Source organism: Paracoccus sp. UBA5162 (genome assembly GCF_002413585.1).
GTDB lineage: Bacteria > Pseudomonadota > Alphaproteobacteria > Rhodobacterales > Rhodobacteraceae > Paracoccus.
Window position 1 is genome coordinate 78895 of record NZ_DHXG01000018.1, and the last position, 13436, is coordinate 92330.

Annotated in this window: 11 protein-coding genes; 8 read left to right on the plus strand and 3 right to left on the minus strand. The window is 67.4% G+C overall.

Features of this window, described 5'->3' with window-relative positions; translation table 11 throughout:
- Positions 1 to 20: 20 nt before the first annotated feature.
- The 3 genes from B4A72_RS02435 to B4A72_RS02445 form a co-directional block, all read right to left on the minus strand.
- A complete protein-coding gene (locus B4A72_RS02435; protein WP_292951686.1) occupies positions 21 to 257 on the minus strand; it encodes an Lrp/AsnC ligand binding domain-containing protein in 237 nt (78 codons plus the stop codon).
- A 32-nt stretch (positions 258 to 289) separates the two neighbouring features.
- Positions 290 to 1663, minus strand: a complete 1374-nt coding sequence (locus B4A72_RS02440) for an MATE family efflux transporter (RefSeq protein ID WP_292951683.1) — start codon at positions 1661 to 1663, stop codon at positions 290 to 292.
- Between the two features lie 95 nt (positions 1664 to 1758).
- Positions 1759 to 2787, minus strand: coding sequence for a LacI family DNA-binding transcriptional regulator (locus B4A72_RS02445; protein ID WP_292978045.1), 1029 nt, complete (start codon positions 2785 to 2787; stop codon positions 1759 to 1761).
- A 146-nt stretch (positions 2788 to 2933) separates the two neighbouring features.
- On the opposite strand from B4A72_RS02445, the gene sauS reads away from it, so the two are divergent.
- The 8 genes from sauS to B4A72_RS02485 all read left to right on the plus strand — a co-directional run bounded on the left by sauS (position 2934) and on the right by B4A72_RS02485 (position 13436).
- Entirely contained in the window at positions 2934 to 4343 is a 1410-nt protein-coding gene (sauS, locus tag B4A72_RS02450; protein ID WP_292951677.1) for an acylating sulfoacetaldehyde dehydrogenase, read from the plus strand.
- Positions 4340 to 5866 (plus strand): AMP-binding protein, encoded by a 1527-nt coding sequence (locus B4A72_RS02455; RefSeq protein WP_292978046.1) that lies wholly within the window; start codon positions 4340 to 4342, stop codon positions 5864 to 5866. Before sauS ends, B4A72_RS02455 begins: the two co-directional genes overlap by 4 nt.
- Before the next feature lie 73 nt (positions 5867 to 5939).
- On the plus strand, positions 5940 to 6896 hold the full coding sequence (locus B4A72_RS02460) for a Bug family tripartite tricarboxylate transporter substrate binding protein (protein WP_292951671.1): 957 nt from the start codon (positions 5940 to 5942) through the stop codon (positions 6894 to 6896).
- 9 nt (positions 6897 to 6905) lie between these two features.
- Positions 6906 to 7505 (plus strand): tripartite tricarboxylate transporter TctB family protein, encoded by a 600-nt coding sequence (locus B4A72_RS02465; RefSeq protein WP_292951668.1) that lies wholly within the window; start codon positions 6906 to 6908, stop codon positions 7503 to 7505.
- 12 nt (positions 7506 to 7517) lie between these two features.
- Positions 7518 to 9035 carry a tripartite tricarboxylate transporter permease gene (locus tag B4A72_RS02470; protein WP_292951665.1) on the plus strand — a complete coding sequence of 506 codons (1518 nt, stop codon included), beginning with the start codon at positions 7518 to 7520 and terminating at the stop codon, positions 9033 to 9035.
- On the plus strand, positions 9032 to 11824 hold the full coding sequence (locus B4A72_RS02475) for a molybdopterin oxidoreductase family protein (protein WP_292978047.1): 2793 nt from the start codon (positions 9032 to 9034) through the stop codon (positions 11822 to 11824). Before B4A72_RS02470 ends, B4A72_RS02475 begins: the two co-directional genes overlap by 4 nt.
- Complete coding sequence (locus tag B4A72_RS02480) at positions 11821 to 12567, plus strand: 4Fe-4S dicluster domain-containing protein (RefSeq protein ID WP_292978048.1); 747 nt, start codon at positions 11821 to 11823, stop codon at positions 12565 to 12567. Before B4A72_RS02475 ends, B4A72_RS02480 begins: the two co-directional genes overlap by 4 nt.
- Positions 12567 to 13436: a dimethyl sulfoxide reductase anchor subunit family protein gene (locus B4A72_RS02485; RefSeq protein WP_292951656.1), complete on the plus strand. Its 870-nt coding sequence runs from the start codon at positions 12567 to 12569 to the stop codon at positions 13434 to 13436. Before B4A72_RS02480 ends, B4A72_RS02485 begins: the two co-directional genes overlap by 1 nt.

The following is a 13436-nucleotide window of genomic DNA, read 5'->3' on the forward strand; positions in this document are numbered from 1 at the left end:
CACGAAAATCGGCCCGCCGCTCAGAAGGCGCGGAAGGTCATCGTGGTCAGGGTGCGGCTGATATGGGGGATGTCGAACAGCCTGTCCGACAGGAAGCGGCCGACATCCTCGTCCTCGGGGATATAGATCTTGGCCAGCAGGTCGTAATCGCCCGAGGTCGAATAAAGTTCGCTGACGATCTCGCGGTCATAGATCGCCTCGGCAACCTCGTAGGTGCGGCCGGGCTCGCAGCGGAACTGGACGAAGACGGGGCGCATGGGGACCTCTTGGGTTGGGACTGGGCGGCAGGTTAGCGCGCCGTCTCGGGGGCGGTCCAGTCCCCCCGCGCCCAGCCCGACCAGAACCGCCCCATCAGCAGGACCGCCGCCAGCGACAGCCCCGCGCAGAGGCCCAGCCACAGCCCGACCGGCCCGAAACCCAGCGGAAAGGCAAGGCCCCAGGCGACCGGCATCCCCACGGCCCAATAGCTGAAGGCCGCGATCCACATCGGGACGCGGGTGTCGTGGACGCCGCGCAGAAAGCCCACCGCGACAACCTGCAGCGCGTCGGTCAACTGGAACAGGGCGGCATACATGACCAGCGTCACGCCCAGCGACACGATCATCGGCGCCTGCGGATCGGCGGGGTCCAGAAAGACCCGCACCAGCGGCGCCGCGAAACCCAGATAGATGGCGATGAAAAGGATTGCGAACAGGATCGCCAGCCCGGTCACCGCCATGGCGGCGTCGTGCATTCCCCGACGATCGTCGCGCCCCTTGGCCTGCCCGACCCGGATCGTCGCCGCGTTCGACAGCCCCAGATGCGCCATGAAGGTGATCGCGGTCAGTTGCAGCGCAATGCCGTGGGCGGCCAGTTGCGGCGTGCCGATCCAGCCCATCATCACGTTCGAGGCCACGAACAGCGCCCCTTCGGCCAGCAGGGTGACGCCGATCGGCAGGCCCAGCCGGAAGACCCGGCACAGCGCCTGCCAGTCGGACCGCCAGAAGCGGGTGAAAAGTTCGTATTTGCGCGCGACCGGCAGCCAGCCGGCATACAGCGCCAGGATCACCGCCGCGGTGATCTGGACCGCGAGGCTGGCGATGGCGGCGCCCCGGACGCCCAGTTCCGGCGCCCCGAGATTGCCGAAGATGAAGACCCAGTTCAGCGCGATGTTCAGCGGCAGCCCGGCCAGCGTGACCCACATCACGACCTGCGTCCGTTCCAGCGCGGCAAGATAGGAATTCAGCGTCAGCGCGACGAGGTTGGCGATCAGCCCCCAGCCCGCGATGCGCAGGTAGTCCTGCGCCAGTTGCGACACCACAGGCGTCTGGCCCAGCCCCAGCAGGACGGGGCGCGAGAACCACATCGAGGGCATGACCAGCAGGCCGAAGCCCAGGGACAGCCACAGCGCCATGCGGGTGACGCGGCGGACCTGGGTTTCGTCGCCGCGGGCGATGGCGGTGGCCATCAGGCCCATGACGGCGGTGCCGAAACCCATGCCGAGAAAGAACAGCACCTGCACGAACGAGGTGGCGATGACCAGCGCCGCCAGCGATTCGACGCCATGCCAGCCGACCATCAGCGTGTCGCTGACGCCGATGGCCATGCGCGCCAGATGGCTGCCGATCAGCGGCAGGCCCAGCGACAGCGTCGCCGCGACATGGGGGGCGTAACGTCCAAGCATGGTCCCGCCATATCCGCGCCCGCCTGCGCCGTCCATCGCCCGATTGGCACGATGCGCGGGAACCGGCCTTTGCGCGGTGCCCGGGGGATGCCGCCTCAGGCAGGCGGCGGCGCGGTCGTGGCGCGCATGATCAGTTCGCAGTCGAACCGGGTGCGGGCCAGCGGCTGACCGGCCTCGCTGTCCACGGAATCGGCCAGATGTTCGGCGGCGGCCGCGCCGATCCGGCGCGCCGGGATGCGGATCGTGGTCAGCGCCGGCTCCAGCTCGGCCGAGCCCACGAAATCGCCGATGCCGATGATCGACAGATCGCGCGGCACCGACAGGCCCAGCTTCAGCGCGGCATAGAGCGCGCCCTGGGCGATCACGTCGTTGCCGCAAAGCAGCGCCGTCGGGCGGTCAGCCGCCGCCAGCAAATCCAGGCAGGCGCGCTTGGCCTGCGCGGTGCTGTAGGGGGTGCGGACGCGCCAGCCTTCGGGCGTGTGGATCGAGGCCGCCTGCAGCGCCGCCATCGCCGCCGCGCGGCGCAGGCGGGCGCGGTCATTCTCGCCCGTATCGGGAAAGATCGCAGCGATCCGGCGGTGGCCCAGCATCAGCAGATGATCCGCCGCGATCCGCCCGGCCTCGGCATTGTCCACGCCCAGGCACGAGATCATCGAGGCGGGATCGTAGTTCCAGACCGCCAGAACCGGCAGCCCCTGTTCGCGCAGGACGCGATAGGTGTCGGCGCCGTGGTCCAGCCCGATCAGCGCCAGCGCATCGACCCGGTGTTCCAGCAGCTTGCGCACCAGCGCATATTCGTTGGCCAGATCATAGCCATGCGCGGCCAGCAGCAGGGTAAAGCCGCGCGCGCTGACCGCATCGTTGAAAGCCTGGATCAGTTCCGAGAAGATGACATCGGCGATGGTCGGCACCACCAGCCCGATCGTCGCGCTGCGCCGGCCATGGATCGTCTGCGCCGCACGGTTGCGGATATAGCCCGATTTCCGGATCGCCAGATCGATCTTCTTGCGCGTCGCGGGGTGGACCAGCTGGGGATGGTTCAGCGCCCGCGACACCGTGGCCGCCGACACGCCCGCAAGCCTGGCCACGGAAACAATATCAGCCTTATCCCTTTGCTTTTTCATCGTTCCCCGGCGACAGGCAGCATTTTCATGAAAACATTTGCAAGACTATTTTCATGTCCTATCGTGGAGCTTGCGATCCGACAATGGCTGATTGGCGGATCCGCGCGGGCCGGGTTTGACGGCCGCGCGAAGGGGGGATGAGGCAGATGAACATCGCCGATGACATTCTTTCGGTCGACGGGGTGATGACCCGCGCCCGCGCCGCGCAGGCCGGATACGAGGCTCAGGGCAGCCAGTCGCGCTATGACCGCGCCGCGCAGGCCGCCGCCTGGGCGATCATGGAGCCGGGGCGGAACCGCCTGCTGGCGGAACTGGCCGTCAGGACGACCGGCCTTGGCAATGTCGCCGACAAGATCACCAAGAACCACCGCAAGACGCTGGGCCTGATGCGCGACATCCGGGACGTTCGGACCTTCGGCATCATCGCGGATGATCCGGCCACCGGCATTACCGAAATCGCCCGCCCCATCGGCGTGATCGGCGCGGTCGTGCCCTCGACCAACCCGGCGGCGACGCCGGCCAACAACATCGTCAACGCGCTGAAATGCGGCAATGCGATCATCCTGTCGCCCTCGCCCAAGGGTGTGGCCTGCTGCGAGATGCTGCTGGATTACATCCATGCCGAATTCGACAAGATCGGCGAGGACAAGGCGCTGGTCCAGATGCTGCCCGCGCCGGGCAGCAAGGCCAAGACGCAGCGGCTGCTGGAAACCTGCGATCTGGCCATCGTCACCGGCAGCCAGGACAACGTGCGTCGCGCCTATGAAAGCGGCACCCCCGCCATCGGGGTCGGCGCGGGCAATGTCGCCGTGATCGTGGACGAGACCGCCGATCTGGCCGCCGCCGCCGCCAGGATCGCGGCATCGAAGACCTTCGACAACGCGACCTCCTGTTCGTCCGAGAACGCGCTGATCGTGGTCGACGCGATCTATGACGATTTCCTCGCCGCGATGGCGGCCGAAGGCGGCGCGGTCGTTCCCGCCGCCGAGGCGGGCGGCATCGTCGCAAGATTGTGGCCCGACGGACATCTGAACCGCGAGATCATCGCGCGCGACGCCGATGTCACGGTCGAGAAGCTGGGCCTGACCGGCCGGGTGCGCGAAGGCACGCGCTTTCTGGCGGTCGAGACCGACGGGATCGGCCCGGATCATCCCCTGTCGGGCGAAAAGCTGAGCCGGGTCGCCGCGCTGTATCGCGCGCGCGATTTCGCGGATGCCACCCGCATCGCCCGCCGGATCCTGACCCATCAGGGCGCGGGTCATTCCATCGGCCTGCATTCGGCCGATCCCGACCGGCCCGTCGCAATGGGCCGCGACCTGCCGGTCTGCCGGGTCATCGTCAATCAGGCGCATTGTTTCGCCACCGGCGGGGCCTTCGACAACGGGCTGCCCTTTTCGCTGTCGATGGGCTGCGGATCCTGGGGCGGCAATTCCATCGACGCCAATCTGCATTGGCGGCATTTCACGCAGACAACGCGCGTCGTGCGCGCGATCCCGCCCCGCGAACCGGAACTGGACGAGATCTTCGCCGGCTACTGGGCCGAGGCCGGGCGATGAGATTCGATCCCGACCGGCCGCCCGAAGGCACGATCCGCGACTGGCTGGATTCCCGTGCCGAGAACCAGGCACAGCGGATCTGCCATGTCTTTCCCGAAGATGGCGGCACCCTGAACTGGTCGGAACTGCGTAACGGCGCCGCCGACATTGCCGGGCGCCTGGCCGCGATGGGGATCCCGAAAGGCGCCAGCGTCGCGCTGATGATGCCCAATGGGCGCAACGCCGTGCTGGGCCTGTTCGGCGCGCTTTATGGCGGCTTTCGCGCGACGATGATCAACCTGGTCGCCGGGGCCGAGGCGATCGGCTATGCATTGTCGCATTCGCGGGCGGCGATCGTGCTGGTGGCGGCGTCGCAGCGCGATCTGCTGGACCGCGCCCTGCCCCGGACCGACCGCCCGGTGATCGTGACCGCGGGCGCGGACGGCTTCGACTGGCCAGGGGACGGGGCTGCCGGCGCGCCGCACCCGCACGGGTCCGGCGACGACGCGCTGCTGATGTATACGTCGGGGACGACCGGGCGGCCCAAGGGCGTGCTGCACAGCCATGCCAGCCTGCTGGCGGGCGGCTGGACCACCTGCGCGGCGCATGGTCTGTCGCCCGGGGACCGCGCGATGTGCGTGCTGCCGATCTATCACATCAACGGGCTGTGCGTGACGATCATGGGGCCGCTGGTCTCGGGCGGCGCGGCGATCGTCTGCGAACGCTTTTCGGCGGGCCGGTTCTGGACCCTGTGCGAGGAACACCGCGCCACCTGGTTCTCGGTCGTGCCGACCATCATCTCGCATCTGCTGCATGGCGAGGCGGCGCCGGATCCGGCCACGCGGGCACGAATCCGGTTCGGCCGGTCGGCCTCGTCCGCGCTGGCGGTCGAGGTCCAGAGCGCGTTCGAGCAGCGTTTCGGCATCCCGATCGTCGAGACCATGGGCCTGACCGAGACCGCGGCCCAGATCCTGTCGAACCCGCTGCCGCCCGGATTGCGCAAGATCGGATCGCCCGGCCGGGCGATCGGCAACGAGGTGGCGATCATGGATGCCGGGTTGCGGCCCCTGCCACCCGGAACCGAGGGCGAGATCTGCGTGCGCGGCCCGAACGTGATGCGCGGCTATCTGGACAATCCCGATGCCACGGCGGCGGCGCTGACGCCCGATGGCTGGCTGCGCAGCGGCGATCTGGGCCGGATCGACGCGGAGGGCTATGTCTTTGTCACCGGCCGGCTGAAGGAACTGATCATCAAGGGCGGCGAGAACATCGCCCCGCGCGAGATCGACGAGGCGCTTTACGCCCATCCCGACGTGATCGAGGCCGCCGCCTTCGCCCGCAAATGCGCCCGCTACGGCGAACGGGTCGAGGCCGCGGTGGCGCTGCGGCCGGGATCGGCGCTGACGATCGCGGATCTGGCCCGGCTTTGCGAGGATCGGCTGGGCCGGTTCAAGTCGCCCGATGTGATTCACCTGATGGACGAGCTGCCCAAGGGCCCGTCCGGCAAGATTCAACGCCTGCGGCTGGCGGACATGACCGGATGACGCCGCAACCCGTCCGCTTTGGGAGGAGAGGACGGAACCACAAGATCAACATTTGCCCTGGGAGGAGAAGAAGATGACCCTGAACGCCTTGCTGAAAGCCGCCCTGACCGGCGCCGGGAGCGCCGCGCTGATCGCATCGGCCGGAATGGCCGCCGCGCAGGAATACCCCGAACGCCCGATCGAGATGGTCGTGACCTTCGGCCCCGGCGGCGGCGCCGACCTGATGGGCCGGCAGATGGGGCGGCTGATGGAAAAGCCGCTGGGCGTGTCGATCCCGGTCTCGAACGTCGCCGGGGCATCGGGCAATGCCGGGCTGACGCGGCTGCGCACCGATCCCGCCGACGGCTATACGATGGGGACGCTGATCTCGCTGACCGTGGCGTCCTGGGCATCCGGGCTGGGCGACAGCAAGCCCGAGGATTTCCAGGTTCTGGCCGTGGTCCAGAACTCGCCCTCGTTCCTGTTCGTCCCCGCCTCCAGCCCCTACCAGACGGCCGAGGATCTGTTCGCCTATGCCAAGGAGAATCCGGGCGAACTGACGGTGGCGACCTCGGGCTATGGCACGCAGGACGACGTGACGCTGAAGCTGCTGGCCCGTGACGGCGTGCAGATGGAGAATGTGCCGTTCCAGGCGCCCGGCGAACGCTATGCCTCGCCCATCGGCGGGCATACGGCGGTGCTGTACGAGGAACCGGGCGATGTCGCGCAATTCCTGAAGGCCGGGCAGCTGAAGCCGCTGGTGGTGTTTTCCAAGGAACGCCACCCATCCTTTCCGGACGTTCCGACCTCGGTCGAACTGGGCTACGACATCTCGGGGCTGGACAATTTCCGCACCGTCGCGGTGCGCGCCGGCACCGATCCGGCCATCGTCGAAAAGCTGCAATCGGCGGTCGAGGAATCGGTGGCCAGCGCGGAATGGCAGACCTTCTGTGCCGAAACCTACAGCTGCATCCAGCCGGTCACGGGCGAGGAGGCCCAGGCGATGATCCGCGATTTCCTGCAACTGATCACGGACCAGCTGGCAAGCTGAGGCGGCAGGATGGCGATGGCCCCGAACATGCGAACCGAGGATGCGGCACGACAGGCCGCCGCGCCGCCGACCCCGCGGGCGCGGCGCGCCAAACGGTTGATCCCGGTCGCGGTGCCCGCCCTGCTGCTGGCCGCTTCGCTGGCTCTGCCGGGCTTCATGTTCAGTTCCGACCGGCGCCCGGACGTGCCCGGCCTTGGACCGGCGGCATGGCCGAACGCGGTGCTGGCGCTGCTGGCGCTGTGTTCGGCGATCTGGCTTTTCTCCGAGGTCTGGCTGCTGGTCCGGGGCCGCGTCTCGACCAGCCTTGCCACGCCGCATGACGAGGATGTCTATCATTACGGAAAGGCGCTGACCGGCATCCTTCTGGTCATCGCCTTCGGCTGGCTGCTGCCGATCGTGGGCTTCGCGCTGGCCTGCGCGGGATTTCTGCTGGTCTGGTGCCTGTATGGCGGCCTGCGCCATCCGGCGGTCCTGCTGCTGGTGCCGACCATCGGCACGGTGGCGCTGTTGTGGATGTTCATGGGTCTGGCGCTGATGCCGCTGAGCCGGGGCGCGGGCGTCTTCGACCGGTTCAGCGTCTGGCTGCTGCAACTTCTGGGCATCTACTGAGAGGGCGCGACGATGCAGACGATAGACCTGCTGATGGCCGGCTTTGCCTCGGCCTTCCAGATCACCGCCTTCCTGACGGTGGTCGCGGGCCTGCTGGTCGGCGTGATCGCGGGCGCGCTGCCGGGTATTTCCTTTGTCAACGCGATGGCGATGGCGCTGCCCTTCACCTATGCGATGAATGTGACCCACGCGATGCTGTTTCTGGGCGGGATCTATGTCGGCGGGGTCTTCGGCGGCTCGATCTCGGCCATCATGATCAACGTGCCGGGCACGCCGGCCTCGCTGCCCGCGACCTGGGACGGCTATGCGATGACGAAGAAGGGGCAGGTCAAGCGTGCCCTGACCATCGCTGTCACAGCCTCCGCCGTGGGCGGGCTGGTCAGCGCGCTGCTGCTGACCTTCCTGTCGGCGCCCTTCGCGACATTCGCGATGAAGTTCTCGCAGCCGGAATTCTTCGCCGCCACCGTGCTGGGGCTGGTCAGCGTCATCGCCATCGCCAAGGACAAGCCGGTCATCACCATGATCTCGCTGCTCAGCGGCATGGCCATCGGCACGGTCGGCGTCGATCCGCTTTACGGCCAGGCGCGGTTCAGCTTTGGCATCCCCGAGGTCGAAAGCGGCATCCGCTTCGTCGTGGTGATGATCGGGCTTTTCGCCATCGGCGAGGTGGTCGATCTGGTCGCCACCGACCGCGACCTGCGGCCCAGGAAGGCCGATGGAAAGGTCGCCGGCGCCAGCTTTCGCGACATCTGGAACGTCAAGGGCGCGATCGCGCGCGGCACCGCCCTGGGCTGCATGATCGGCGTCATTCCGGGCGCCGGGGCGACACCCGGCGCGGTCATCGCATACGGGGTCGAGAAACAGGTCAATCCGCGCGGCAAGGAATTCGGCACCGGGATCGAGGCCGGGCTGGCCGCGCCCGAGGCGGCCAAGAACGCCACCACCGGGGCGGCGATGGTGCCGCTGCTGACGCTGGGCATTCCCGGCAGCGCGGCAACCGCGATCATGCTGGCCGCGATGATGCTGCAAGGGGTCAATCCCGGCCCGCTGCTGTTCATCATGGATCCGTCGATGGTCTATACGATCTTCGCCGCCATGATCATCGCCAACGTGCTGATGATCGGCGCGGGCGTGGGCGTGGCGCAGATGTTCTCGACCCTGATGCGGACGCCGCCGGCGATCCTGGCCGGTTTCATCGTCATCCTCAGCCTGATCGGGGCCTACGGGGTGCGCAACAACATCTTCGACGTCTATGTCTGCCTGGTCTTCGGCGTCATCGGCTGGGCGATGAAGCGGGTGGGCTTTCCCTCGGCGCCGCTGGTTCTGGGAGTGATCCTGGGACCGCTTGCGGAACGCTATTTCCTCACCTCGATTGCAAATTCCCGTCAGGATTACACGGTCTTCTTTACACGTCCGATCAGCGCGACGATCCTGTCGCTGGCGCTGATCTTCGTGCTGTGGTCGCTGTGGCCCTCGGTCCGGACGCGGATCGGCCGCCAGCCCGCGCAGGCCAAGCCCAAGGAGCGATGATGAACCAGCCCCGGATCGACACCTCGCCCAGGGTTTCCGACGAAATCCGCAAGACCACCTGCTACATGTGCGCCTGCCGCTGCGGCATCAACGTCCACATGAAGGACGGCCGCGTCGCCTATATCGAGGGCAATCGCGACCATCCCGTGAACAAGGGCGTGCTGTGCGCCAAGGGTTCGGCCGGGATCATGCAGGTCAATGCGCCATCCCGGCTGCGCGCGCCCCTGCGCCGGGTCGGGCCGCGCGGTTCGGGCCGGTTTCAGGAGATTTCCTGGGACGAGGCTCTGGGCCTGGCGAAGGACTGGCTGACGCCCATTCGCAAGAACGATCCGTCGAAACTGGCCTTCTTCACCGGCCGCGACCAGTCGCAAAGCTTCACCAGCTTCTGGGCGCAGGCCTTCGGTACGCCGAATTATGCCGCCCATGGCGGATTCTGTTCGGTCAACATGGCGGCGGCGGGCATCTATACGATGGGCGGCGCGTTCTGGGAATTCGGCCAGCCCGACTGGGACCGGGCGAAGCTGTTCATGCTGTTCGGCGTGGCCGAGGATCACGACAGCAATCCGATCAAGATGGGCATCGGCAAGCTGAAGGCGCGCGGCGCGCGCATCATCGGCGTCAATCCGATCCGGTCGGGCTATAATGCGGTGGCCGACGAATGGCTGGGGATCACGCCGGGCACGGATGGGCTGCTGATCCTGGCGCTGGTCCATTGCCTGATGGCGGCGGGCCGGATCGATCTGGATTATCTGGCGCGCTATACCGACGCGCCGCTGCTGGTCGATGAGCAGACCGGCCTGTTCCTGCGCGATCAGGACGGCAGGGCGCTGGTGATCGACCGCGCCACCGGCGGGCTGGCCGCCTTCGACGGCAGGGGCGTGCGCCCCGACCTGAATGCCGCCCATCCCGGCCATCGCACGGTGTTGCAGCTGATGGCCGAACGCTATCTGCAACCCGAATACGCCCCCGAGGCAGTCGCCGACCGCTGCGGCATCCCCGCCGCCCGCATCCGCGCCGTCGCCGACGAGATCGCGCGCGTGGCCTTTGACGAGGCGATCGTGCTGGACCGTCCCTGGACCGATTTCCGGGGCGAGCGGCACGACACCATGACCGGACGCCCGGTGGCCTTCCACGCCATGCGCGGCATCTCGGCCCATTCCAACGGCTTCCAGACCTGCCGCGCGCTGCACATGCTGCAGATCCTGCTGGGTTCGGTCGAGGTGCCGGGCGGGTTCCGCTTCAAGCCGCCCTATCCAAAACCCGCGACCGCCCATCCGAAACCGCATTGCAAGGTGACGCCCGACACGCCGCTGGACGGCCCGCATCTGGGCTTTGTCCACGGCCCCGAGGATCTGGCGCTGAAGGAGGACGGCAGCCCGGCCCGGATCGACAAGGCCTTCACCTGGGAAAACCCGATGTCGGCGCATGGGCTGATGCACATGGTGATCTCGAACGCCCATGCCGGCGATCCCTACCGGATCGACACGCTGTTCATGTATATGGCGAACATGTCGTGGAATTCGTCGATGAATACCGGCGGCGTCATGAAGATGCTGACCGATACCGACGAGAACGGCGATTACGTCATCCCGCGCATCATCTATTCCGACGCCTACGCATCCGAGATGGTGGCCTATGCCGACCTGATCCTGCCCGACACGACCTATCTGGAACGCCACGACTGCATCAGCCTGCTGGATCGCCCGATCTCCGAGGCCGGCGCCGCCGCGGATGCGATCCGCTGGCCGGTGGTCGAACCCGACCGCGATGTGCGCGGCTTTCAGACCGTGCTGATCCAGCTGGCGAACCTGATGAAACTGCCCGGCTTCGTGCACGAGGATGGCCGCCCGAAATGGCGCGATTATGCCGATTACATCGTCAACCACGAACGCAAGCCGGGCATCGGTCCGCTGGCGGGCTTTCGCGGCGATGGCCGCGAGGTGGGACGCGGGGCGCCGAACCCCGACCAGTTGAAACGCTATGTCGACAATGGCGGCTTCTTCGTCTCGCATATCCCCGAGGGCGCCGATTTCTACAAGCCGTGGAACATGGATTACCAGGATTGGGCCGTCGGCATGGGCCTTTACGACGCGCCGCAGCCCTACCTCTTCAGCCTCTATGTCGAGCCGCTGCGCAAGTTCCAGCGCGCCGCCGAAGGCCACGGCGAGCGCCAGCCCCCCGACCACCTGCGCGACCGGCTGCGCCGGGTGATGGAGCCGCTGCCGATCTGGTATCCCCCGTTCGAGGACGATCACGCCGATCCCGCCGAATACCCGATCCACGCCCTGACCCAGCGACCGATGGCGATGTATCATTCGTGGGGTGGCCAGAATGCCTGGCTGCGCCAGATCCACGGGCGGAACCCGATGTATCTGCCGCGCGGGGTCTGGGAATCGCACGGCTTCGCCGATGGCGACTGGGCGCGGCTCAGTTCGGTCCATGGCAGCATCACCGTTCCGGTCGCCCTTCATGCCGGGCTGAACGGCAGCACCATCTGGACCTGGAACGCCATCGGCAAACGCAAGGGCGCATGGGCGTTGGACGAGGACGCGCCCGAGGCAACGAAAGGCTTTCTCTTGAACCACCTGATCCATGAATTGCTGCCGCCGAAAGGCGACGGGATGCGCTGGTCCAATTCCGACCCGATCACCGGTCAGGCAGCCTGGTTCGACCTGCGCGTGAAGATCGAGAAGGTGCCGCCGCAGGACGAGGCCGATCCCGGATTCGCGGCCATCGCCTCGCCCGTCGGCCGGGGCCCGCGCAACCTGCGCTGGAAGGTGGGCAGATGACCGCGCTGCCGGAACGGACCGAACGCAAGCTGGGCCTTGTCATCGACCTCGACACCTGCGTCGGCTGCCATGCCTGCGTGATCAGCTGCAAGGGCTGGAACACCGAAAATTACGGCGCGCCGCTGTCGGACATGGATGCCTATGGCGCCGATCCGGTCGGCACCTTCCTGAACCGCGTCCACAGCTACGAGATCGAGCCCGAGGGCGGCGGCTGCGCGCAGATCGTCCATTTCCCCAAATCCTGCCTGCATTGCGAGGACGCGCCCTGCGTCACCGTCTGCCCGACAGGCGCCAGCTACAAGCGCGCCGAGGACGGGATCGTGCTGGTCAACGAGGATGCCTGCATCGGCTGCGGCCTGTGCGCCTGGGCCTGCCCCTATGGCGCGCGGGAAATGGATCAGGCCGCGGGCGTGATGAAGAAATGCACGCTCTGCGTGGACCGCATCTACAACGAGAACCTGGAAGAGGTGGACCGCGTGCCCGCCTGCGTGCGCACCTGCCCGGCCGGAGCGCGCCATTTCGGCGATCTGGGCGATCCGGACAGCGCCGTCAGCCAGCTGGTGGCCGAACGCGGCGGTTTCGACCTGATGCCGGAACAGGGAACCAGACCGGTCAACAAATACCTGCCGCCGCGGCCCAGGGACCGGCTGGATGGCGGGCCGGCCCCGTCGGCGCCGGCCCGGCAACCGCACGATGCGTCAGGCTTCTTCGCCTGGCTCGACCGCGCGCTGGAGAAGATCTGATGCATCCGGCCCCTTCCGTCATCATCTTTACCGTCCTGTCGGGCGCGGGCTTCGGCTATCTGGCCTTTCTGGGTCTTGGATTCGCCACGACAGGCTGGCCGGCCTTCTGGCAATTCGCGCTGGCCTTCGCGATGGCCGCGGGCGGGCTGATCTCGTCCATCTTCCACCTCGGCAATCCGCAGCGCGGCCTGCTGGCGTTCACCCAATGGCGCACAAGCTGGCTGTCGCGCGAAGGCTGGGCGGCGGTCACGACATTGCTGGTGATGGCGCTTTTCGCCATCGCCGCGATCTTCTTCGGCCGGGTGCTGCTGCCGCTGGGCATCATCGGCGCGGCCATGTCGGTCGCGACCGTGTTCGTCACCTCGATGATCTATGCGCAGATGAAGACGGTGCCGCGCTGGAACTCGCCCCTGACACCGGCCTATTTCATCGCCTGCGCGCTGACCGCCGGGGCGCTGCTGTCCGGATCATGGGCGCTGTCGATTCCGCTGCTGGTGGCCCTGGGGCTCTTGCAGGCGGTCTGCTGGCTGACGGGCGACGGCCGCTTCGCCAAACGCGGCCACGACATGAATTCAGCCACCGGGCTGTCGGGCCGGGTGCGCCTGTTCGAATCCCCTCACAGCGGCAGCAATTACCTGCTTCGGGAATTCGGCTTTCAGGTCGCCCGGCGCCACGCTGCCAAGCTGAGGCTGATCGGCATCGGCCTGATCGCGGTCCTGCCCGCGATCGTCCTTCTGTTCGGCAGGCATCCGGCCCTGTTCGGGCTGGCTTTCGCACTGCATCTGGCCGGCGCCTTCGTGTCGCGCTGGCTGTTCTTCGCCGAGGCGCGTCATGTCGTGCAGCTTTATTACGGGCGCCAGGCAGCCTAG